Annotated in this window: 23 protein-coding genes; 11 read left to right on the forward strand and 12 right to left on the reverse strand. The window is 73.6% G+C overall.

Going from position 1 to position 22090, the window contains the following annotated elements; translation table 11 throughout:
- The first annotated feature begins 101 nt into the window (after positions 1–101).
- Positions 102–1562: an MFS transporter gene (locus AB0N76_RS11680; RefSeq protein WP_363555778.1), complete on the forward strand. Its 1461-nt coding sequence runs from the start codon at positions 102–104 to the stop codon at positions 1560–1562.
- Between the two features lie 84 nt (positions 1563–1646).
- Here AB0N76_RS11680 and AB0N76_RS11685 read toward each other — a convergent pair whose 3' ends face one another.
- The 3 genes from AB0N76_RS11685 to AB0N76_RS11695 form a co-directional block, all read right to left on the reverse strand.
- Complete coding sequence (locus AB0N76_RS11685) at positions 1647–3866, reverse strand: NADP-dependent isocitrate dehydrogenase (RefSeq protein WP_363555780.1); 2220 nt, start codon at positions 3864–3866, stop codon at positions 1647–1649.
- 130 nt (positions 3867–3996) lie between these two features.
- On the reverse strand, positions 3997–4374 hold the full coding sequence (locus AB0N76_RS11690; protein ID WP_363555782.1) for a DUF4180 domain-containing protein: 378 nt from the start codon (positions 4372–4374) through the stop codon (positions 3997–3999).
- Complete coding sequence (locus AB0N76_RS11695; protein WP_363555784.1) at positions 4367–4822, reverse strand: helix-turn-helix domain-containing protein; 456 nt, start codon at positions 4820–4822, stop codon at positions 4367–4369. The genes AB0N76_RS11690 and AB0N76_RS11695 overlap by 8 nt, the downstream gene beginning before the upstream one ends.
- Before the next feature lie 234 nt (positions 4823–5056).
- Between AB0N76_RS11695 and AB0N76_RS11700 the strand changes: the two genes are divergently transcribed.
- Both AB0N76_RS11700 and AB0N76_RS11705 read left to right on the forward strand, forming a co-directional pair.
- A complete protein-coding gene (locus AB0N76_RS11700) occupies positions 5057–5362 on the forward strand; it encodes an SAV_915 family protein (protein ID WP_363555786.1) in 306 nt (101 codons plus the stop codon).
- Positions 5359–5670: a hypothetical protein gene (locus AB0N76_RS11705; RefSeq protein WP_363555788.1), complete on the forward strand. Its 312-nt coding sequence runs from the start codon at positions 5359–5361 to the stop codon at positions 5668–5670. Before AB0N76_RS11700 ends, AB0N76_RS11705 begins: the two co-directional genes overlap by 4 nt.
- A gap of 50 nt (positions 5671–5720) precedes the next feature.
- Here AB0N76_RS11705 and AB0N76_RS11710 read toward each other — a convergent pair whose 3' ends face one another.
- The 8 genes from AB0N76_RS11710 to AB0N76_RS11745 all read right to left on the reverse strand — a co-directional run bounded on the left by AB0N76_RS11710 (position 5721) and on the right by AB0N76_RS11745 (position 12670).
- Positions 5721–6602, reverse strand: a complete 882-nt coding sequence (locus tag AB0N76_RS11710; protein ID WP_363555790.1) for a DMT family transporter — start codon at positions 6600–6602, stop codon at positions 5721–5723.
- Positions 6603–6781: 179 nt separating this feature from the next.
- Entirely contained in the window at positions 6782–8101 is a 1320-nt protein-coding gene (locus AB0N76_RS11715; RefSeq protein WP_363555792.1) for a DUF2254 domain-containing protein, read from the reverse strand.
- 28 nt (positions 8102–8129) lie between these two features.
- Positions 8130–8900, reverse strand: coding sequence for an urease accessory protein UreD (locus AB0N76_RS11720; protein ID WP_363555794.1), 771 nt, complete (start codon positions 8898–8900; stop codon positions 8130–8132).
- Positions 8897–9592 (reverse strand): urease accessory protein UreG, encoded by a 696-nt coding sequence (gene ureG, locus AB0N76_RS11725; RefSeq protein WP_363555796.1) that lies wholly within the window; start codon positions 9590–9592, stop codon positions 8897–8899. Before ureG ends, AB0N76_RS11720 begins: the two co-directional genes overlap by 4 nt.
- A complete protein-coding gene (locus AB0N76_RS11730) occupies positions 9582–10283 on the reverse strand; it encodes an urease accessory UreF family protein (RefSeq protein WP_363555798.1) in 702 nt (233 codons plus the stop codon). Before AB0N76_RS11730 ends, ureG begins: the two co-directional genes overlap by 11 nt.
- Complete coding sequence (locus AB0N76_RS11735) at positions 10280–12031, reverse strand: urease subunit alpha (RefSeq protein WP_363555800.1); 1752 nt, start codon at positions 12029–12031, stop codon at positions 10280–10282. Before AB0N76_RS11735 ends, AB0N76_RS11730 begins: the two co-directional genes overlap by 4 nt.
- The gene (locus AB0N76_RS11740; protein ID WP_363555802.1) at positions 12018–12371 is read right to left on the reverse strand and encodes an urease subunit beta; all 354 of its coding nucleotides are present in this window, start codon (positions 12369–12371) and stop codon (positions 12018–12020) included. Before AB0N76_RS11740 ends, AB0N76_RS11735 begins: the two co-directional genes overlap by 14 nt.
- Entirely contained in the window at positions 12368–12670 is a 303-nt protein-coding gene (locus AB0N76_RS11745; protein ID WP_363555804.1) for an urease subunit gamma, read from the reverse strand. Before AB0N76_RS11745 ends, AB0N76_RS11740 begins: the two co-directional genes overlap by 4 nt.
- A 388-nt stretch (positions 12671–13058) precedes the next feature.
- Here AB0N76_RS11745 and AB0N76_RS11750 point away from each other — a divergent pair, with 388 nt between their 5' ends.
- Positions 13059–14723: an APC family permease gene (locus tag AB0N76_RS11750; protein ID WP_363555806.1), complete on the forward strand. Its 1665-nt coding sequence runs from the start codon at positions 13059–13061 to the stop codon at positions 14721–14723.
- Positions 14724–14788: 65 nt separating this feature from the next.
- Here the strand turns inward: AB0N76_RS11750 and AB0N76_RS11755 are convergent, their stop codons facing one another.
- A complete protein-coding gene (locus AB0N76_RS11755; RefSeq protein ID WP_363555808.1) occupies positions 14789–16414 on the reverse strand; it encodes an FAD-dependent monooxygenase in 1626 nt (541 codons plus the stop codon).
- A gap of 315 nt (positions 16415–16729) precedes the next feature.
- Here AB0N76_RS11755 and AB0N76_RS11760 point away from each other — a divergent pair, with 315 nt between their 5' ends.
- From AB0N76_RS11760 to AB0N76_RS11790, 7 genes are all read left to right on the forward strand, one after another.
- Positions 16730–17896 (forward strand): SchA/CurD-like domain-containing protein, encoded by a 1167-nt coding sequence (locus AB0N76_RS11760; RefSeq protein ID WP_363555810.1) that lies wholly within the window; start codon positions 16730–16732, stop codon positions 17894–17896.
- A 60-nt stretch (positions 17897–17956) separates the two neighbouring features.
- The gene (locus tag AB0N76_RS11765; RefSeq protein ID WP_363555812.1) at positions 17957–18409 is read left to right on the forward strand and encodes a cupin domain-containing protein; all 453 of its coding nucleotides are present in this window, start codon (positions 17957–17959) and stop codon (positions 18407–18409) included.
- On the forward strand, positions 18406–19665 hold the full coding sequence (locus tag AB0N76_RS11770) for a beta-ketoacyl-[acyl-carrier-protein] synthase family protein (RefSeq protein WP_363555814.1): 1260 nt from the start codon (positions 18406–18408) through the stop codon (positions 19663–19665). Before AB0N76_RS11765 ends, AB0N76_RS11770 begins: the two co-directional genes overlap by 4 nt.
- A 5-nt stretch (positions 19666–19670) precedes the next feature.
- On the forward strand, positions 19671–20912 hold the full coding sequence (locus AB0N76_RS11775) for a beta-ketoacyl synthase N-terminal-like domain-containing protein (protein WP_363555816.1): 1242 nt from the start codon (positions 19671–19673) through the stop codon (positions 20910–20912).
- Positions 20913–20995: 83 nt separating this feature from the next.
- Entirely contained in the window at positions 20996–21256 is a 261-nt protein-coding gene (locus AB0N76_RS11780) for an acyl carrier protein (protein ID WP_363555818.1), read from the forward strand.
- A 1-nt stretch (position 21257) separates the two neighbouring features.
- The gene (locus AB0N76_RS11785) at positions 21258–21713 is read left to right on the forward strand and encodes an SRPBCC family protein (RefSeq protein WP_363555820.1); all 456 of its coding nucleotides are present in this window, start codon (positions 21258–21260) and stop codon (positions 21711–21713) included.
- A 20-nt stretch (positions 21714–21733) separates the two neighbouring features.
- The gene (locus AB0N76_RS11790) at positions 21734–22066 is read left to right on the forward strand and encodes a TcmI family type II polyketide cyclase (RefSeq protein ID WP_363555823.1); all 333 of its coding nucleotides are present in this window, start codon (positions 21734–21736) and stop codon (positions 22064–22066) included.
- Positions 22067–22090 lie beyond the last annotated feature (24 nt).

A 22090-nucleotide genomic window follows, 5' to 3' on the forward strand; every position in this document is an offset into this window, starting at 1 on the left:
CACTGTTCGTTGAGAAAAACAGTGTTCGTTATGGCGAACGCCGTTCGTCACCCGCGCTGATTCCGCGCTGATTCCGCTCTGATTCCGGAGTGCACACACCCATGACCAGTCAGATCGCCCCTCCTCGGTCCACCGGGACCCCGCCCACCGGCTACCGGCTGCGCTGGGCCGGCCTCGCCGTCATCCTGGCCGCCGAGATCATGGACCTCCTCGACACCACGATCGTCGGCGTCGCCTCGCCCGCCATCCGGCGGGACCTCGGCGGCAGCGACGCGCAGATCCAGTGGATCTCCGCCGCGTACACCCTCGCCTTCGCCGTCCTGCTGATCACCGGCGGCCGGCTCGGCGACCTCTTCGGCCGCAAGCGCCTGTTCACCGTCGGCGCGGCCGGCTTCACGCTGGCCTCGGTGCTCTGCGCGGCCGCACCCGGCGCCGGCACCCTGATCGCCGCCCGCACCGTGCAGGGCCTGTTCGCCGCGCTGCTGATCCCGCAGGGCCTCGGCATCATCAAGGAGATGTTCCCGCCCAAGGAGATGGGCGCCGCCTTCGGCCTGTTCGGCCCGGTCCTCGGCCTCTCCTCGGTGCTCGGCCCCACCCTCGGCGGCTACCTCACCGACGCCGACTGGTTCGGCCTCGGCTGGCGGACCGTCTTCCTGATCAACCTGCCGGTCGGCCTGCTCACCGTCCTCGCGGCGACCCGCATCCTGCCAGCCGACCGCCGTACCCGCGCCGCCGGCACCGCCCGGCTCGACCCGGTGGGCGTCGTGGTGCTCAGCCTCGCCGTCCTGCTGCTGGTCTACCCGCTGGTCCAGGGCCGCGAGCTGGACTGGCCGCTGTGGACCTTCGTCGCGATGGCCGCCTCGCTGCCGACCCTCTGGCTGTTCACGCTCCACCAGCGGCACGTCCTGCGCCGGGGCGGCACTCCGCTGATCGAGCCCTCGCTGTTCGGCAAGCGGGCCTTCGTCTCGGCGCTCGCCACCGGGCTGGTGTTCTTCGCCGCGCTCTCCGGCCTGATGCTGGTCTTCACCCTCTACCTGCAGATCGGCCTCGGCTGGACCCCGCTGCACGCCGGGCTGTCGATGATCCCGCTGTCGATCGGCGTGGTCGGCGGCGCCGTGCTGTCCGGCGCCGCCCTGGCGCCCAAGCACGGCCGCCGGGTACTGCACGCCGGCATGGTCGTCGCCGCCGTCGGCGCGCTCGGGCTCTGGGCCTCGGTCGAGCACTGGGGCGCCGGCCTCACCAGCTGGGGGCTGATCCCCGCGCTCGCCGTCGCCGGTTTCGGCCTCGGCCTGATCATGGCGCCGTTCTTCGACATCGCGCTGGCCGGCGTCGAGGAGGAGGAGACCGGCTCGGCCGCGGGCGTGCTCAACGCCCAGCAGCAGCTCGGCGGCTCGATCGGGGTCGCCCTGCTCGGCACCGCGTTCTTCGGCTGGGCCGGCACCGACGGCTTCCAGCACGCGGCCGGCCGGACGTACGGGCTCACCGCCGCACTGCTCGCCGCCGCCTTCGCGGTCGCCTTCCTGCTCCCCCGCCAGGCCCGCCCCGAGGGCGAGGGGCACTGAGCGCCGGGGCGAGTAACAACCGGGAGGCCCCGGGGGTCCGTTGTGGACCCCCGGGGCCTCCCGGGTCGTTCAACTCACCTCTGGTCAGCCGAGGTTGGCCAGCGCCTCGTTGAAGGTCTTCGACGGACGCATCACGGCCGCGGCCTTGGCCGGGTCCGGCTGGTAGTAGCCGCCCAGCTCGACCGGGGAGCCCTGCACCGCGACGAGCTCCTCGACGATGACCTGCTCCTGCTCGCCGAGGGCCTTGGCGAGACCGGCGAAGGCCTCGGCCAGCGCGGCGTCCTCGGTCTGCCCGGCCAGCTCCTGGGCCCAGTACAGGGCCAGGAAGAAGTGGCTGCCGCGGTTGTCGATGCCACCGAGGCGGCGGCTCGGCGACTTGTCCTCGTTGAGGAAGGTGCCGGTGGCGCGGTCCAGCGTGTCGGCCAGCACCTGGGCGCGGGCGTTCTCGGTGGTGCGGGCCAGGTGCTCGAAGCTGGCGGCCAGCGCGAAGAACTCGCCCAGGCTGTCCCAGCGCAGGTAGTTCTCCTTGACCAGCTGCTGGACGTGCTTCGGGGCGGAGCCGCCGGCGCCGGTCTCGAACAGGCCGCCGCCGTTGATCAGCGGGACGACCGACAGCATCTTGGCGCTGGTGCCCAGCTCCAGGATCGGGAACAGGTCGGTCAGGTAGTCGCGCAGCACGTTGCCGGTGACCGAGATGGTGTCCTCGCCGCGGCGGATCCGCTCCAGCGAGAAGGTGGTGGCCTCGACCGGGGACTTGATCTCGATCTGCAGACCGGTGGTGTCGTGGTCCGCGAGGTAGGTCTTGACCTTCCCGATCAGGACGGCGTCGTGCGCGCGGCTCTCGTCCAGCCAGAAGACCGCCGGGGTGCCGCTGACCCGGGCGCGGGTGACGGCGAGCTTCACCCAGTCGCGGATCGGCAGGTCCTTGGTCTGGCAGGAGCGGAAGATGTCGCCCGGCTCGACGGCCTGCTCCAGCACGACGTCGCCCGCGGCGTCGACCAGGCGGACGGTGCCCGCGGTGGCGATCTCGAAGGTCTTGTCGTGGCTGCCGTACTCCTCGGCCGCCTGCGCCATCAGGCCGACGTTCGGGACCGAGCCGATGGTGGCCGGGTCCAGGGCGCCGTGGGCGCGGCAGTCCTCGATGACGGCCTGGTAGACGCCCGCGTAGCTGCTGTCCGGCAGGACGGCCAGGGTGTCGGCCTCCTTGCCGTCCGGGCCCCACATGTGGCCGGAGGTGCGGATCATGGCCGGCATCGAGGCGTCGACGATGACGTCGCTCGGGACGTGCAGGTTGGTGATGCCCTTGTCCGAGTCGACCATGGCCAGGGCCGGGCCCTCGGCGATCTCGGCGTCGAACGAGGCCTTGATCTCGGCGCCGTTCGGCAGCGCGTCCAGGCCGGCCAGGATGCCGCCCAGGCCGTTGTTCGGGTTCAGGCCGGCGCCCAGCAGCGCCTCGCCGTAGGCGGCGAAGGTCTTCGGGAAGAAGGCGCGGACCACGTGGCCGAAGATGATCGGGTCGGAGACCTTCATCATGGTGGCCTTGAGGTGGACCGAGAACAGCACGCCCTCGGCCTTGGCGCGGGCGACCTGCGCGGCCAGGAACTCGTTCAGCGCGGCGGCGCGCAGCACGGAGGCGTCCACGACCTCGCCGGCCAGCACCGGGACCGACTCGCGCAGCACGGTGGTGGTGCCGTCCGCGGCGACCAGCTCGATGCGCAGGGCGCCGTCCGCGGCGATCACGGTCGACTTCTCGGTGGAGCGGAAGTCGTTCTGGCCCATGGTGGCGACATTGGTCTTGGAGTCGGCCGTCCAGGCGCCCATGCGGTGCGGGTGGGTCTTGGCGTAGTTCTTGACCGACGCGGGGGCGCGGCGGTCCGAGTTGCCCTCGCGCAGGACCGGGTTGACGGCGCTGCCCTTGACCTTGTCGTAGCGGGCGCGGACGTCCTTGTCCTCGTCGGACTGCGGGTCGTCCGGGTAGTCCGGCAGCGCGTAGCCCTGCGCCTGGAGCTCGGCGATCGCGGCCTTGAGCTGCGGGATCGAGGCCGAGATGTTGGGCAGCTTGATGATGTTGGCGCCCGGGGTCTTGGCGAGGGCGCCCAGCTCGGCGAGCGCGTCGCCGATCCGCTGGTCCTCGGTCAGACGCTCCGGGAAGCTCGCGATGATCCGCCCGGCGAGGGAGATGTCGCGAGTCTCCACCTTGACGCCCGCCGTCGAGGCGTACGCCTGGACCACCGGCAGGAACGAGTACGTTGCCAGGGCCGGCGCCTCGTCGGTGTGCGTATAGATGATGGTCGAGTCAGTCATCGGTACTCCGCTTCACGTCTCCAACGTCTTGACGTCAAGATATCTCGTGATCGCCCCTCCGCTCCACCTCCCCCCGCCACGGATCAGCTCCACGGTCGTCCCGGCGCGGTCGCGCGGCAAGCGGAGCGGGTCAGCCGCGGCGGTTCCGGGCGGCCAGCCGGGCGTCGAACTCGGCCTCGTCGGCGAGGAACCAGAGCTGTCCGCCCCGGTTGCTCTCCCGGACGAAGTCGCGCAGCGCCCCGCTCGCCGCGGTGTGCCGGGAGATGTCGCCGACGATGGCGAGGCCGATCCGGTAGTTGGCGAACTTCTGCACGATGCCGCCGGCGATCCGGTTGCCCAGCGTGAAGAACTCGTCCGGGAAGCGCTCGGCCGGGACGACCGCCCACGCGGTGTCGCGGGCCCACACCTCGGCGATGACGTCCGCCGCGGCGGCCTCGTCGCGGATCGGCGGGCCCTCGGCAGGCAGTCGCAGGGCGGTGACCGGGGCGGTGGCGGAGTACTCAGACATGACGGTTCTCCGTGGTCAGTGAGTGGACGACGGCGAGCAGCTCGGCCGTGTCGGCCGGGTCGCCGAGGATGATCAGCTTCAGGGTGGCGCGCTCCTCGTTGTGCAGGGACTCCACCCGCACCGGGACGGCGTTGCCGCGCGGGCCGGAGACCAGCGCCACCAGGGTGTTGGACAGCCGGACGGCCTCCCGGGTGCCGATGCCGTCGATCTGGACGACGGTGGAGGCCTCGACGTGCAGCGGGCCGGGGACGGCCGGCGCCGCCGGGGCCCCGGACTCGGGGCCGCCCGGCTCGACGCCGGTGAACGCCTCGAAGTCCGGACGGGCGATCCGGTACTGCTTGCCGATCCTGGTCGCCCGCAGCCGGCCGTCGCGGACGTAGCCGCGGACCGTCCGGACGTGCAGACCCAGCAGTTCGGCGACCTGCTCGACCGAGTAGTACTCCGGCACCGCTCACCCTCTCGCGTGATATTTCTTCGTTACGCAAGCTACCAGAAGACAGGGAGCGATAGGGAAGGATAGGGAATCCTGTCCGGTCAGCGGTGCACCCGACCGTCAGGACTTCGTCAACGCACCGCTGCATTCGGTCAACGCTGCGTCAGGACGGTTCACCGGGCGCCCGCCGTCGCCCTAGCTTCGGAGGAGCAGTTCCGGCAGGTCCCACCACCACTCGGGAGCACCCGCATGGCCCGCGTCGTCGTCTGGCACGTCCCGGTCACCGCCACCGGACCCACCACCGCCCTCCGCCTCTTCCGCCTCCGCGACGGCCGCCGCTGCGCCGTCGCCTTCAGCTCCGCCGGCGCGCTGGCCGAGCTGCTCGGACCGGAGCAGCCCGCCGTCGAGCTCGGCGAACCCGCGCTGCGCGCGCTCACCGCGCCGCTCGGCGTCGAGGAACTCGTCCTGGATCCGCGCCTGGTCGCCCCACCGGTCACACCGGTGGCCGGCGGGGCGGCCGCCCATCGCCCCGGCGTAAGGCTCCAACGCCGGTGAGCGCGCTCCACCTCGTCCCCGAAGCACCCCGGCCGGAACCGGCCCGCCCGCTCCAGGCCCTCGCCCGGGTGAGCTACGGCCCGGTGCCGCTCGACTTCGACCGGCTGGCCGCCGAGATCCCGGCGGTGCAGAGCGGGCTGGCGCTGGCCGGCGACGCCGACCTCGAACTCCGGCTGGCCTGCACCGGGCCGGAGGAGTTACGCGCCGTCTCCACCGCGCTGCTCCGGGCCGGAGCCGCGCACGTCCACGTCGACCTGGTGCTGCGGGCGCTCGTCCCGGCCCAGCCGGCCCTGCGCTCGGTGCCCTGACGGCCCGCGCTCCCCCTGACCCGACCAGGGGGGCGCGGGCCGTCCACCGGTTACCCGGGGCGCCGGGTGAGCGCCGCGATCGCGGTCAGCAGCAGCGCCGAGCCGGCCAGCAGACCGGCGGTGAGCGGTTCGCCGAAGCAGGCGACGCCGAGCACGGCCGCGGTGGCCGGCTCCAGCAGCACCAGGACGGCGGCGGTGGCCCCCGGCACGGCGGCCAGCCCGGCGAAGTACCAGCGGTAGGCCAGCAGCGTCGGCACCGTGCCGAGGAACAGCAGCGCCGCGCCGGTGAGCAGCGGCGTCCCGGTGGACGGCAGTAGACCGCCGCCCGCCGCTTCCGCCCAGGCGAGCGGCAGCAGGCAGAGCAGTCCGGTGGTGAACGCGCCGGTCGAGGCGCGCGCCTCGCCGCCGCCGCGGGCCCAGAGGGTCAGCCCGCTCTGCCCGGCCCCGCCCAGGACCGCGAGCGCGACCCCGAGCACCGGGCGCGGACCGGCCGCCGGGGCGGCCACCAGCAGGGTCAGCCCGCCCAGTGCGAGCAGGTTGGCGGCCACCGCCCGGCCGGTCAGCCGCTCGCCGAGCAGCAGGTGGGCGCCGAGGCTGGTGAGCACCGGGCCGGCGCCGATGGTCACCAGGGTGCCGAGCCCCAGCCCGGCGTACCGGACCGAGCCGAAGTAGGCGCACTGGCTGACCGCTAGGCCGAGCCCGGTCAGCACGGCCGCGCGGGGCGAGGCGGCGGCGGCGCTCCGCCGGGCGGCGGGCAGCAGGGCGAGGCAGCCGGCCGCGACGGCGAACCGCCAGGCGCAGACGGCGACAGGGCCGAGCCCGGCGGCGCCCATGAGCAGCGCGGCGACGGCTCCGCCCACGCCCCAGGCGACGGCGGCGGCCGAGATGGACAGCAGGCCGTGCCGGACCGGCACGGCGAGTCGAGTGGTCATGCGTTCGTTCTCCACGACGGGGTGCCGGGCGGGGCCCGGCCGGATGAGGTCCACCGGTGACGCGGGCGGCACTCATCGACCCGGCGGCGGCAGGGCCTCCGGGGTGGTGTGCGTGGAGTGGGCCGCCCGCTAGCGGACGGGCGGCGGCAGGATCTTGAAGCGCATGGACGGCAGCTTACTCAGCCGATGCCCTGGCGGTCCGGGCGGAGGGCGAAGGACCGCACCTCGGGGTCGGTCAGCTCGGCCGCCACCGCGCGGTCCAGCAGGGCACGCTGCTCCAGGAGTTCGGGGCGGCGGTGCTCCGGCGCGATGCGCAGCAGGTCGTCCAGAGCGGCGGCCAGCCGGCGGGTCACCTGGGGGTGGCCGGCGCCGCAGAGCCGGATCTCGGTGAACGCGAGGTCCACCACGTTGCGCCAGTCCGGCACCGGCTCGACCAGCCGGATCACGCCCGCCCGGTCCCGGTGCGAGAGGTCCCCGAAGCTCTCGTGGACGAGCATCGCTAGCAGTTGGTGGATCCGGTCGACGGACTGCACGGCGGTGGTCGGGTCGTTGACCGCCGGGGAGAGCGCCCGGATCGCGATGTCGACCAGCTGGCGGAAGCCGAAGCTCAGGTCCTGGTGCATGGTGCGGTCGACGCCGACGTTCAGCGCCCAGGCGATCCGCCGCGGCGGCGGTGGCCGGTCGCCGGCCACCCGCACGACCGGGGTGCCGGGGGCGATGAAGTCGCCGATCCGCGGCACCAGGTGGAGCACCGCGTCGTGCTTGCGGGCGATCCGCAGCAGCCGCCCGATGTTGACGTCCCGCAGCACCCCGGAGCGGCCCTCGTGCAGCAGGGTGAGCGCGTCCTCGGGCACGGCGGGCGGCGGCGGGCCGGTGGCCGTCAGCCGGTAGTGGAGCAGCACGGTCACCGACTCGTTCGCGACCCGGTCGATCACGTGCGGGACCCGCAGCAGCCGCATGGTGGACTGCACGTACAGCACGAACAGGGCCAGGCTGAGCAGGATCAGCAGGACGGCCGCCAGGCCGGAGAAGACCGGGACGGAGGTGACCTTCGCCGGGTCGGTGGAGTCGTCGTAGCTGAGCTGGACCAGCAGGGCGAACAGGAAGGTGGCCAGGCAAACCGAGAAGGTGGCCTTGGTGAGCCGGCTGCGGACGTAGAGCCGCAGGACGCGCGGGGAGAACTGGCTGGCGCCCATCTGGAGGGCGACCAGGGAGATCGAGAAGACCACGCCGATGAACGTCAGCATGGCCGAACTCACCGTCGAGACGACGGCCTTGGCGGCGCCGCTGAAGCGCATCAGCTCGTCGGCCGAGCCGGTCTCGGCGACCGTCTGCGACACCACCGCCTCGTCCAGCTCGGCGGTCAGGCCGGCCAGCAGCACGGCGGCGAGGCAGGTGAGCAGCGGCGCGAACCAGAACGACTCGCGCAGGTGCTCGCGCAGCGGTGAGAGCGGTCGGTACCGGACCGGCGGACGCGGCCCGGGCTGTCGGTCGGTCATCGCCCCAGGTTAGGACGCGTCCGGTGGATCAGGCCGGGGCCGCGCCGCCGCCGAGCAGGGTGCGCAGGGTGAGGGCGTCGGGGGCGGCGGCGGTGAGCAGGACGGCGTCGGGGGGCGGGAGGCGGAGGAGGACGGCGTCGGCGCCGGGCGGGGGCTCGGGCGGGGGCGGGTGGCCGACGGTGAGGAGCTGGCCGGTGCTGCGGTGCGGGCCGAGGACGGCGGGGCCGTCCCAGCCGGGGGCGCCGGGGCCGAGGTCGGTCTGCTGGTCGAGCAGCAGGCGGCCGGCCCGGCGGACGGTGAGGCGGGAGGTGAGCCGGCCGGGGACGGCGCCGCGGACGCGGTCGTGGTGGCGGCCGAGGACCTGTTCCTCGCGGTAGCGCAGCCGGGCGCCGGGGGCGAGGGTGATCCGGGTGTGCAGGAGCAGGTGGCTGCCGCTCGCGGCGATCACGGGTTCGGGGCGCCAGTCGAGCCGGGCGTCCGCGCCGACGGTGAGGTGGACGGCGAGGTGGGCCGGGCCCGGCTGGGGGCCGGGCAGGCTGAGGGTGGCGGCGGAGCTGGTGACGGTGAGCGCGGCGCCGTCGGCGACCTCGGCGGTCAGGGTGAGGTGGTCGCCGCCGAGCGGGGCGGCCATCGAGCCGATCAGCACCACGTGGGCGGCGCCGTCGGTGTCCCGGGTGCGGCGCAGCGCGATCGGTCCGGCGCCGGCCAGGACGGGCAGGGCGACGGTGCCCCGCCCGTCCGGCTCGGCGCGCAGCCGGGCGTGGGCGCGCAGGCCCGCCGTCGCCGGAGCGGCTGTCACCGGGGGGCCGCGCGCCAGTCGGCGAGGCGCTCGCGGACCCAGGCGGTGACGGGGGCGACGCCGTCGGCGGCGGTGAGCGAGCAGAACACGGTGGGCAGGGTGCCGCGCTGGGCGGCGGCGTCCCGGGCCATCACCGAGAGGTCGGCGCCGACCAGCGGGGCGAGGTCGGTCTTGTTGACGACCAGCAGGTCGGCGCCGGTGACGCCGGGGCCGCCCTTGCGCGGGACCTTGTCGCCGCCGGCGACGTCGATGACGAAGATCTGGTGGTCGACCAGGCCGCGGCTGAAGGTGGCGGTGAGGTTGTCGCCGCCGGACTCGACCAGGACCAGGTCGAGCGGGCCGACCGCGGCCTCCAGTTCCTCGACGGCCTCCAGGTTGGCGGAGATGTCGTCGCGGATGGCGGTGTGCGGGCAGCAGCCGGTCTCGACGGCGGTGATCCGCTCGGGCGGCAGGACGGCGTTGCGGAGCAGGAACTCGGCGTCCTCGGTGGTGTAGATGTCGTTGGTGACGACGGCCAGCGAGAGTTCGGCGCGCAGTTCGCGGCAGAGCGCGGCGACGGTGGCGGTCTTGCCGGAGCCGACCGGGCCGCCGAGGCCGATCCGCAGGGCGCGGCGGCGGACGGCGCCGGTGGCGGGTTCGGTGTAGCTGTGGCGGGCGGGGGCGTCGACGGGGTCGGCGTGGTCACGATGCAAAGAGGCGGACCTTCCAGGTGTGGTGCTGTTCGGCGTGGACGTCGAGCAGCGGGGCGGAGGCGGCGGGCAGCGCGTCCGGGCCGTCGTGGGCGGCGGCTTCGGCGGCCGCGGCGGCCCGGGCGGCGACGGCGTCGAGCTCGGGCGCGAGGCGGGCGAGGACGGCGGCGAGTTCGTAGGGGTCGAGGCCGAGTAGGCGCAGGCAGGCGGTGGCGGGGCCGTTGACGCTCTCGTGGGCGGCCGCGGTGGCGGCCTGGAGGGGGGTGAGTCCGGCGGCCGCGGCGGCGGTGCCGAGGACGACGGGCTGGTGCGGGCCGCCGGGGTAGTCGGCGGCCAGCCGGTCGAGGGCGGGCTGCGGCCCGCCGCTGCGGGCGGCCCGCAGCAGCTGGCGGCCGAGCCGTCGGCCGGTGGCGCGCAGGGCGGGCGAGGGGGTGCGGGCGTCGGCGGCCTCGTCCAGGACGGCGGGGTCCTGGCCGCCGGCGGCCGCGGCGGCGAGGGCGGCGGCGGTGAGGCCGGTGGTGTGCAGCCGTCCGGTGAGGAAGGCGGCCGTGCTGGGGCCGTCGTGCACCCGGCCGGCCCGGACGGCGGCCTCGGCGCCGCCGGAGTGGGCGTGTCCGCCGGCCGGGAAGCGGCCGTCGGCGAGCAGCAGCAGCGCCGCCAGGGCGCCGCTGCCGCCCGTTTCGGTGCCGCTCAAAAGAGGAAGTACCGCTGGGTGAGCGGGAGTTCGGTGACGGGCTGCGGGGTGACGGGTTCGCCGTCGATGGTGACGGTGAAGGTGTCGGGGTCGACCCGGACGTCCGGGCGGGCGTCGTTGTTGACCAGGTGCTCCTTGCCGATCCGCCGGGTGTCCCGGATCGCGGTGAACTCCTTGGCCACGCCGAGCTGTTCGGCGAGCCGTTCGGGCAGGCCGTGCTCGATCGCGGCGTGCGCGGTGAAGTTCACCGAGGTGCGCGCGGCGGCGCGGCCGGTGGCGCCGAACATCGGCCTGGGCAGGACGGGTTGGGGGGTGGGGATGGAGGCGTTGGCGTCGCCGATCTGGGCCCGGGCGATCTGTCCGCCCTTGATCACCAGGTCGGGTTTGACGCCGAAGAAGGCCGGCGACCAGAGCACCAGGTCGGCGAGCTTGCCGGGTTCGACGGAGCCGATCTCCCCGTCCAGGCCGTGCGCGATGGCCGGGTTGACGGTGTACTTGGCGACGTAGCGGCGGGCCCGGTGGTTGTCGGCGCGGCCGTCGCCGGGCAGCGGGCCGCGTCGGGCCTTCATCACGTGGGCGGTCTGCCAGGTGCGCAGCACCACCTCCCCGATCCGGCCCATGGCCTGGGAGTCGGAGCCCATGATGGCGATGGCGCCGAGGTCGTGCAGGACGTCCTCGGCGGCGATGGTGGAGGGCCGGATCCGGGATTCGGCGAAGGCGAGGTCCTCCGGCACGTTGGGGCTCAGGTGGTGGCAGACCATCAGCATGTCGAGGTGCTCGTCGACGGTGTTGACGGTGTGCGGCCGGGTCGGGTTGGTGGAGCTGGGCAGCACGTTGGGGTGGCTGACCACGGTGATGATGTCGGGTGCGTGGCCGCCGCCGGCGCCCTCGGTGTGGTAGGCGTGGACGCCGCGGCCGGCGATCGCGGCGAGGGTGTCGCCGACGAAGCCGGCCTCGTTCAGGGTGTCGGTGTGCAGGGCGAGCTGGGCGCCGCTGAGGTCGCAGACCCGCAGGCAGGCGTCGATCGCGGCGGGGGTGGCGCCCCAGTCCTCGTGGATCTTGAAGCCGAGCGCGCCGGCCCGCAGCTGGTCGTGCAGGGCGGCCGGGTTGACGGTGTTCCCCTTGCCGAGCAGGCCGATGTTGACCGGGAGGTCGTCCAGGGCGGCGAACATCCGGCCGAGGTGCCAGCCGCCGGGGGTGACGGTGGTGGCCCGGCTGCCCTCGGCCGGTCCGGTGCCGCCGCCGACCAGGGTGGTGACCCCGGAGGCGAGGGCCTCGTCGGCGAGTTGCGGGCAGATCAGGTGGACGTGGGTGTCGACGGCGCCGGCGGTCAGGATGCGGCCGTTGCCGGAGATCACCTCCGTCTCCGGGCCGATCACCAGGCCGGGGTGGACGCCGTCCATGGTGTCGGGGTTGCCGGCCTTGCCGAGGGCGGTGATCCGGCCGTCCCGGATGCCGAGGTCGGCCTTGACCACGCCCCAGTGGTCGAGCACCACGGCGCCGGTGATCACGGTGTCCGGGGCGCCCTCGGCGCGGCTGGTGCGGGCCTGGCCCATCGACTCGCGGATGACCTTGCCGCCGCCGAAGACGGCCTCGTCGCCGCCGCGGCAGCGGTCCTCCTCGACCTCGATCAGCAGGTCGGTGTCGCCGAGCCGGATCCGGTCGCCGGTGGTGGGCCCGTAGAGGTCGGCGTAGCGCTGCCGCCCGAGCCGCAGGGCCGGTCCGCCGGGGTGGTCAGCGGTGGTCATCGAGCGGCCCTCCGGTCTCGCCGCGCAGTCCGGGGACGACGCGGCGGCCGCGCAGCGGGACCAGTTCGACGGCGACCGGGATGCCCGGTTCGAAGCGGACGGCGGTGCCGGCCGGGATGTTGAGCCGGTGGCCGCGGGCGGCCGTCCGGTCGAACTCCAGGCCGGGGTTGGCCTCGGCGAAGTGGTAGTGGGAGCCGACCTGGACCGGCCGGTCGGCGCCGTTGAGGACGGTCAGCCGGGTCACCGGCAGGCCGTCGTTGAGTCCGATCTCGCCCTCCCCGTACAGGATCTGACCGGGGATCGGATCGTCGGGGGCGGGCGGCCCGGCGGCGCCGGTCACCGGATCGGTCCGTGCACGGTGACCAGTTTGGTGCCGTCCGGGAAGGTGGCCTCGACCTGGACGTCGGGGATCATCTCGGGGATGCCCGTCATGACGTCGTCCCGGGTGAGCACCCGGCGGCCGGAGTCCATCAGCTCGGCGACGGTCCGGCCGTCCCGGGCGCCTTCGAGGACGTGCGAGGTGATCAGGGCGACCGCTTCGGGGTGGTTGAGCCGTAAGCCGCGGGCCCGGCGGGCCCGGGCGACCTCGGCGGCCACGTGGACGAGCAGGCGCTCCTGCTCATGCGGGGTGAGTTTCATCTGCGCGCACCTTGAGAGGGGGTCCAGAGCGCGCGGACACGACGTTGTGCCGCGGTGGTGCGAAACCGTAGCCGACGAACCACCCGGGCGACAGGCCGCCTCACTCCTCCGGGGGAGCATCATTATGCGGTTGACGCCATGTGTATGACTCTATTCAGCGTCCATATTGCATGATCGACAAGCGAAGCTCAATTCGCGCTCAAATACCGAAACTACTCGCCGGTCACGTAACGGGCACATGAACAGACAGCCTCCTACCTGCGGGAATATCCGGCGAAACAGGTAAACATTCGGTAATGAAATCTGTGCAGAGGTCTCTGCATACGCCTACTGTGTGGCAACTCTCCGCGCTCCGCTTCGGAGCTCCCACAGCCTAGAGAGATTGCGCATGGCCTCCCTCAACCAGCTCACCCCGCCCGGCACGAGCACCGGCTCCGACACCGGCACCACCACCCACCGGTCGCTCCGCCGCGAGGTCGGACTGATCGGCCTCATGTGGGCCTCGGTCGGCTCGATCATCGGCTCCGGCTGGCTCTACGGCGCGAAGAACGCCGTCGTCGTCGCCGGACCGGCAGCGCTCATCTCCTGGGGCATCGGCGCGGTCGCGATCGTGCTGCTCGCCTTCGTGCACGCCGAGCTCGGCGGCATGTTCCCGGTCGCCGGCGGCACCGCGCGCTACCCGCACTACGCGTTCGGCGGCCTGGCCGGCATGTCGTTCGGCTGGTTCTCCTGGCTCCAGGCCGCCACCGTCGCCCCGATCGAGGTCGAGGCGATGATCGGCTACGCCGGGCACTGGGAGTTCGCGAAGAGCTTCCTCAACGACAACGGCACCCTCACCCCCAGCGGCTTCGTCATCGCCGTGCTGCTGATGGGCCTGTTCGTCGCGGTCAACTTCCTCGGCGTCCGGGTGCTCGCCCGCACCAACAGCGCCACCACCTGGCTGAAGATCTTCGTCCCGCTGTTCGCGATCTTCGTGCTGGCCGTGACCAACTTCCACGGCTCCAACTTCACCTCGCACGGCTTCGCCCCGTTCGGCATCAAGGGCGTGCTGACCGCGGTCAGCGCCAGCGGCATCATCTTCGCCCTGCTCGGCTTCGAGCAGGCCATCCAGCTGGCCGGCGAGAGCAAGAACCCCAAGCGCGACATCCCCCGCGCGGTGCTCGGCTCGGTCGCCATCGGCACCGTGATCTACGTCCTGCTCCAGGTCGTCTTCATCGCCGCGCTGCCCGCCGCCTCCTTCGCCAACGGCTGGGACAAGCTGGACTTCCCCGGCATCGAGGGCCCGTTCGCCGGCCTCGCGACGCTCGTCGGCCTCGGCTGGCTGGCCTGGGTGCTGTACTTCGACGCCATCGTCTCCCCCGGCGGCACCGGCCTGATCTACACCACCTCGACCTCGCGCATCGCGTACGGCCTGAGCAAGAACGGCTACGCGCCGCAGCTCTTCGAGCGCGTCGACAAGCGCGGCGTGCCGTGGTTCGGCCTGATCATGTCGTTCGTCACCGGCGTCATCTGCTTCCTGCCCTTCCCGAGCTGGCAGGAGCTGGTCAGCTTCATCGTCTCCGCGAGCGTGCTGATGTACGCCGGCGCCCCGCTGGCCTTCGGCGCCCTGCGCCGCCGGCTGCCGGACCGCGAGCGCTCGTACCGCCTGCCCGGCGGCGCGGCCATCGCCCCGGTCTCCTTCGTGGTCTCCAGCCTCATCATCTACTGGTCCGGCTGGCACACCCTGTCCCGCCTGGGCATCGCGATCGTGATCGGCTACGTCCTGCTCGGCAGCTACGCCGCCTACGCCAAGGGCCGCGGCCTGCCGAACGCGCCGCGGATGGACTGGCGTCCCGCCCAGTGGCTGCCGGTCTACCTGCTCGGCCTCGGCCTGATCTCCTGGCAGGGCGGCTTCGGCGAGGGCACCGGCCGGATCCCGATGTGGTGGGACATGGTGGGCGTCGCCGTCTTCTCGCTGGCGATCTACTTCTGGGCGATCCGGGTCGCGCTGCCGGCCGAGATCATCGAGCAGAACATCGAGGACGTCGAGGTGGTCGACGCGGGCGGTCACTGACCCCGCCGATCATGTGAAGGGGCCCGCCGGTATCTCAACCGGCGGGCCCCTTCACGCGTCCCCGGCTACAGCGACAGGACCGTGCGCAGGGCCTGCTCGACGGCGCCCTCCGGGTCCTCGGCCGGGCCCTCGGAGCGCCAGGCGACGAAGCCGTCCGGGCGGACCAGCAGCGCGCCGTCGGGACGGATGCCGTGCAGCGCGGCGAAGTCGGAGCCCGGCTCCGGGGCCAGGTCGTCCGCCGCGCCGCTGCCGATCCGGTAGGCGTCCAGCGGGACGGCCAGCCGGTCCGCCGCCCGCCGGGCGGCCGCGTGCCAGGGGGCGCCCGCGGGGCCGGTCAGCAGCACCATCGCCTGCTCGTACAGGTCGAGGGTGGACAGCTTCACCCCCGCCCGCAGCAGCCACTGGTGCGGCGCCCGGCTGCCCGGCTCGCCCGCCGACTCGAAGGCCTCCGGCACCACCGGCCCGGCCGGATCGCCGCCGGCCACCGCGCCGTCCGGGTAGCGGTAACCGAGCGCCACCGCCAGCACCCCGGCCTGCCGGCCCACCCCCGGCACCACCGCGTACCCGGGGTGGCTGTGCTCGGCGGACCGGGCCGAGGCGCGCTCACCGGTCACCCGGGCCACCGGCCGGCGCTCCCGCCCGTACGACTCCAGCAGCTCCGGACCGGCCCAGCCGCACAGCACCGCGGCCAGCTTCCAGGCCAGGTTGTGCGCGTCCTGGATGCCGGTGTTGGAGCCGAACGCGCCGGTCGGGGACATCTCGTGCGCCGAGTCCCCGGCCAGGAACACCCGCCCGGCCGAGTAGCGGTCGGCGACCCGCTCGGCCGCGTGCCACGGGGCCTTCCCGGTCACCTCCACGTCGAGGTCGGGCATCCCGATCGCCGCCCGGATGTGCCGCACGCAGCGCTCGTCGGTGAACGCCTCCAGCGGCTCGCCGTGCTCCGGGTGCCAGGGCGCGTGGAACACCCACTCCTCGTGGTTGTCGACCGGCAGCAGCGCGCCGTCCGCCTCCGGGTCGGTCAGGTAGCAGGCGATGAAGTGCCGGTCCCCCACCACCTCCGCCAGCCGCTTCGCCCGGAACGTGATGCTGACGTTGTGGAACAGCTCGCCCTTCCCGCTCTGCCCGATCCCCAGCCGCTCCCGGGACGGGCTGCGCGGACCGTCCGCCGCGATCAGGTACTCCGCCCGGACCACCCGCTCCTCCCCGGTCTCCCGGCTGCGCAGCAGCGCCGTCACCCCGTCCGCGTCCTGCTCGAAGGAGACCAGCTCGGTGGCGAAGCGGACGTCCGCGCCCAGCTCGCGGGCCGAGCGGAGGAGCACCGGCTCCAGGTCGTTCTGGCTGCACAGGCACCAGGAGCTGGGGCTGAACCGGGCCAGCCGCCCGCCCGGGTCGATCTCCCGGAACAGCCACTCCTGCTCCTCGCCGGTCAGCGAGGGGGCCTGCAGGATGCCGTGGTTCGGGGCCAGGACCGAGGCCGCCTCGCGGATCGCCGACTCGATCCCGGCCACCCGGTACAGCTCCATCGTCCGGACGTTGTTGCCTCGGCCACGCGGGTGATGCGAGGTGTCGGCGTGCTTCTCGACCAGCAGGTGCCTGACACCCAGTCGGCCCAGGAAGAGGGAGGCCGACAGCCCGACCAGCGAGCCGCCGACGATCAGCACCGGCACCCGGTCGTCAACCTTCGGATTCATCAATTGCTCCAGCCTGTACGGGAGTTGGGAGCCTTCAGGGCGGCTCGGCGGCACCCTCGACGGGCCGCGCGGACACGGCGGCCCGGTCCTTCCATCCCCCGCGGCGGGGTCGTTCTGCCGCCGCTTCGCCCGGATGGCCCGCATATCTCGCGCCACCCGGGCCCGCCGCGCACGATCGACCTCAGGCCTGGCGCCGACCTCCCGGCCGAACGCCACCGCACCACCCCTCCCGCCGCAGGCCCATCCGGTCCCGCCGGCACCGGAGCCGCCGCACCCGGCCCCCGACGCGTGCGGCCCAGAAGCAGAAAGTGGATCATGACGACTCTGTCCGAACCGCCCGCACGGCAGCACGCCGACTCCGAGACCCGCCTGCGGGTGGTGCTGATGCTGGAGATCCAGGACGGCGCCCAGCAGCGCTTCATGGACGTGTACGAGCAGCTCCGGCACCAGGTGGCCTCGGTCCCCGGCCACATCAGCGACCAGCTCTGCCAGTCCATCAACGACCCCCGGCAGTGGCTGATCACCAGCGAGTGGAGCGACCAGGAGACCTTCCTGGAGTGGGTGGACAGCCCGGCCCACCGCGAGATGGTCAAGCCGATGCACGGCTGCGTCAGCGACACCTTCCGTTCCCTGCGCTACGCCGTCCTGCGCGACACCTCGGCGGCCGGCGCCACCGGCACCCGGGCACCGCTGGAGGTGCCGGCCGACCTGCCGCGCACCGCCCCGGCCGGACAGGCCGGCCCGCCCAAGGCCGACCCCGGCCCGGACGGTGTGGTCCGGCACGCGCTCACCTTCACCGTCAAGCCCGGCAGCGAGCCGGAGGTGGCCCGGATCCTGTCCGGCTACACCTCCCCCCGGGCCGAGGTCGACGAGCACACCCGGCTGCGCCGCACCTCGCTGTTCATGCACGGCAACCGGGTGGTCCGCGCGGTCGAGGTGATCGGCAGCCTCGGCGACGCGCTGCGGCACGTCGCCATGCAGCCCGAGGTCCGGGCCGTCGAGGAGGCGATCAACCCGTACCTGGAGGAGGCCCGCCAGCTGGGCGACCCGCAGGCCGCGCGCGCCTTCTTCGCCCGGGCCGCGCTGCCCGCCGAGCACCAGGCGATCGCCGGCTCGCCCGCCTCCGGGCGGCTGCACCGGCACGCCGTGCTCTACCCGGTGCGGCCGGGCGACGGCCAGGCCGTCGCCGACCTGCTCGCCGACCACGACAACCTCGCCACCGCCGACCCGACCGGCCCGGTCGCGGCGAGCACCGTCTTCCACCGCGACGACGTCGTCGTCCGCCTGGTGGACCTGCGGGTCCCGGCCGAGGCCGACCCGGCGGCGGCGCTCGGCGTGGCCGGCGAACGCGAGGCCGCCGTCCTGGGCCGACTGCTCGACCTCGGCCCGGAGGGCGACCTGCGGACCGTCGCCGGGCTGAACGCCTTCCTCGCGGCCCGCGCCATGAACCCGGTCACCGACCGCACCTCGCAGGACTCCTGACGACCCTGACACGCCTCTCGGCCCTGCTGCCCGGCTCCCCTCCTCGGTAAGGAAGAAACCATGTCCACGCAGTACCCACGGATCGTGCACGTCTCCGAGGCACCGGAGAACCGCCGGCGCGGCGGCGACCTGCGCGCCATGCTCACCCCGACCACCTGCGGCGCGACCAGCGGGTTCATGGGCCTGGCCATCGTGCAGCCGGGCGAGCGGATCGGCGAGCACTACCACCCGTACTCCGAGGAGTTCGTCTTCGTCGTCAGCGGCGACCTGGAGGTGGACCTGGACGGCGAGACCCGGATCCTCAAGCCCGAGCAGGGCCTGATGATCCCGATCAACATGCGCCACCGGTTCCGCAACGTCGGCGACGACGTGGCCAAGATGGTCTTCCACCTCGGCCCGCTGGCGCCCCGCCCCGAGCTCGGCCACGTGGACACCGAGGAAACGACCGCGCCTCAGGAGAAGAGGGCGGCGGTCCACCCCGGCCCGCCGGAACCCGCCAAGGTGGCCTCGTGAGCCGGCGACGGGTCGCCGTCACCGGAATCGGCGTGGTCGCGCCCGGCGGGATCGGAGTCCCGGCGTTCTGGGACCTGCTCACCGCCGGGCGGACGGCGACCCGGGGCATCACGCTCTTCGACCCCGCCGGGTTCCGCTCCCGGATCGCCGCCGAGTGCGACTTCGACCCGGCGGCGCACGGGCTCGGCCCGGACGACGTCCAACGGGCCGACCGCTACGTCCAGTTCGCGATGGTGGCGGCGGACGAGGCGATCGCCGACGCCGGCCTCGACCTGGCCGCCGAGGACCCGTGGCGGATCGCCGTCTCGCTCGGCACCGCCGTCGGCGGCACCACCCGGCTGGAACACGACTACGCCCTGGTCAGCGCCGGCGGCGCCCGCTGGGACGTCGACCACCGGCACGCCGAGCCGCAGCTGCACCGGGCCTTCGCGCCCAGCACGCTCGCCTCGGCGGTCGCCGAACGGACCGGCGCGCACGGCCCGGTGCAGACCGTCTCCACCGGCTGCACCTCCGGCCTCGACGCGATCGGCTACGCCTTCCAGGCGGTCGAGGAGGGGCGTGCCGACATCTGCGTCGCCGGCGCCTCCGACTCGCCGATCTCGCCGATCACCGTCGCCTGCTTCGACGCCATCAAGGCGACCAGTGAGCGCAACGACGACCCGGAGCACGCCTCCCGGCCGTTCGACGCCCACCGGGACGGGTTCGTGCTCGGCGAGGGCGGCGCCGTCCTGGTGCTGGAGGAACTGGAGCACGCCCGCCGGCGCGGCGCCCGGATCTACGGCGAGATCGGCGGGTTCGCCACCTTCGGCAACGCCTACCACATGACCGGCCTCACCCAGGAGGGGCTGGAGATGTCCCGGGCGATCGACCACGCGCTCGACCACGCCCGGGTCGACCGCACCGACGTCGACTACGTCAACGCGCACGGCTCCGGCACCAAGCAGAACGACCGGCACGAGACGGCCGCCGTCAAGCGCTCGCTCGGCGACCACGCCTACCGGACGCCGATGAGCTCGATCAAGTCGATGGTCGGGCACTCGCTCGGCGCGATCGGCGCGATCGAGGTGGTCGCCTGCACCCTCGCGCTGGACCGCGGCGTGGTGCCGCCGACCGCCAACTACGAGACGCCCGACCCGGAGTGCGACCTCGACTACGTCCCGCGCACCGCGCGCGAGCTGCCGCTGCGTCACATCCTCTCGGTCGGCAGCGGATTCGGCGGATTCCAGTCCGCCGTCGTGCTGACAAGAACGGGGTGAGATCCATGACGTCACGTCAACAGGACCGCCGGGCGGTGATCACCGGCCTGGGCGTGGTGGCGCCGAACGGCGTGGGGGCCGACGCCTTCTGGAAGGCCACCAGGCAGGGCGTGAGCGTCCTCGACCGGATATCCCGCGAGGGCTGCGCGGACCTCCCCCTGCGCATCGCGGGCCAGGTGCGGGACTTCGACCCGCAGGCCGTCATCGACAGCCGCTACCTGGTGCAGACCGACCGCTTCACGCACTACGCGATGGCCGCCGCCGACCAGGCGGTGGCGGACGCCGGCTACCTCGCCGACCCCGAACAGCCGTACGCGGTCGGCGTGGTGACCGCGGCCGGTTCCGGCGGCGGCGAGTTCGGCCAGGGCGAGCTCCAGCAGCTCTGGGGCAAGGGACCGCAGTTCGTCGGCCCCTACCAGTCCATCGCCTGGTTCTACGCCGCCAGCACCGGCCAGGTCTCGATCCGCGGCGGGTACAAGGGCCCGTGCGGGGTGGTCGCCAGCGACGAGGCCGGCGGCCTGGACGCCCTCGCGCACGCCGCCCGGGCCGTCGAACGCGGCACCGACGCGGTGGTGGCCGGCGCCGCCGAGGCCCCGCTCGCGCCGTACTCGATGGTCTGCCAGCTCGGCTACCCCGAGCTCAGCCTCGCCGACCGGCCCGACCGGGCCTACCTGCCGTTCTCCCCCGACGCGGCCGGCTTCGCCCCCGCCGAGGGCGGCGCGATGCTGCTGCTGGAGGACGAACGGACCGCCCGGCGGCGCGGGGCCACCGTCCGGGCGTACCTGGCCGGGCACGGCGCCACCTTCACCGGCGCCTCCCGGTGGGCCGAGTCCCGGGAGGGACTGGCCGCGGCCATCCGGATCGCCCTCGACCAGGCCCGGATCCCGGCGGAGGAGATCGACGTGGTCTTCGCCGACGCCCTCGGCGTCCCGGCGGCCGACCGGGCCGAGGCGCTCGCCCTGGCCGACGCGCTCGGCCCGTACGCCGAGCGGGTCCCGGTCACCGCGCCCAAGTCCGGCACCGGGCGGGCCTACTGCGGCGCCCCGCTGCTGGACACCGCGGCCGCCGTGCTCGCCATGGAGGACGGCGTGCTGCCGCCCACCCCCAACGTCACCGAGGTCGCCCACGACCTGGCCCTGGTGACCGGCCGCGCCCGGCCGGCCGAACTGCGCACCGCGCTGGTGCTCAGCCGGGGGCTGATGGGCTCCAACTCGGCGCTGGTGCTCCGGCGCGGAAATCCCGCCTGAGAGCCCGCCCCGGGAGCCGCCCGAAGACGGCCGGAAAGCGACCCCTCCCCCACTCACCGAGCTCACTACCGAAGGGACATCCCGTGAGCAACACCCTCAGTTATCCCGAACTCGCGGCGCTCATCCAGGCCCGGGCCGGCGTCGTCATCGACCCGGTCGAACTGGAGCGCCCCGGCGCCGACTTCGACGAGTTCGGCGTGGACTCCCTCGGTCTGCTCGGCGTGGTCGGCGAACTGGAGAACCGGCACGGCGTCAAGGTCACCAACGGCGCCGAGTCGGCCAAGACCCCGGCCGAGTTCCTGGCGCTGGTCAACTCGGTCGTCACCGCGAAGGCGGGTGCCTGAGATGCCCGGACACACCGACAACGAGATCGTCATCGCGGCCCCGCTCGACCTGGTCTGGGAGATCACCAACGACCTGGAGAACTGGCCGCAGCTGTTCAGCGAGTACGCCTCGGTCGAGGTGCTGGACCGGGAGGGCGACAAGGTCACCTTCCGGCTCACCATGCACCCCGACGAGAACGGCCAGGTATGGAGCTGGGTCTCCGAGCGCACCACCGACCGCTCCTCGCTCGCGGTCAACGCCCGGCGGGTCGAACCCGGCCCGTTCGAGTTCATGGAGATCCACTGGGAGTACTCGGAGGTGCCGGCCGGCACCCGGATGCGCTGGGTGCAGGACTTCGCCATGAAGCCCACCGCGCCGGTCGACGACGACGGCATGGTCAACCACATCAACCGCAACTCCCGGATCCAGCTCCAGCTGATCCGCGAGAAGGTCGAGAAGAAGGCCGCGGAGGTCTGAGGATGAGCTCGCCTGCTGTTGTGGGGACCCACCGCGCGCTGATCGTCGCCCGGATGAAGCCGGACGCGGCCGGCGGCATCGCCGAGGTGTTCGCCGAGTCCGACCGGGGCGAACTCCCCGGGCTGATCGGCGTCACCGGGCGGAGCCTGTTCCAGTTCGGGGACGTCTACCTGCACCTGATCGAGGCGGACCGGCCGCCCGGCCCGGCCGTCGCCCAGGTGGTCGGCCACCCCGAGTTCCGGGCGGTCAGCGACGCGCTCACCGCGTACGTCCAGGCGTACGACCCGGCCACCTGGCGCGGGCCGAAGGACGCCATGGCGCACGAGTTCTACCGGTGGGAGCGGCGCGACTGAGCGCCGCGGTGACACGAGCGGACA

The sequence above is a fragment of the Kitasatospora sp. NPDC093806 genome (assembly GCF_040683335.1).
Taxonomy (GTDB): domain Bacteria; phylum Actinomycetota; class Actinomycetes; order Streptomycetales; family Streptomycetaceae; genus Kitasatospora.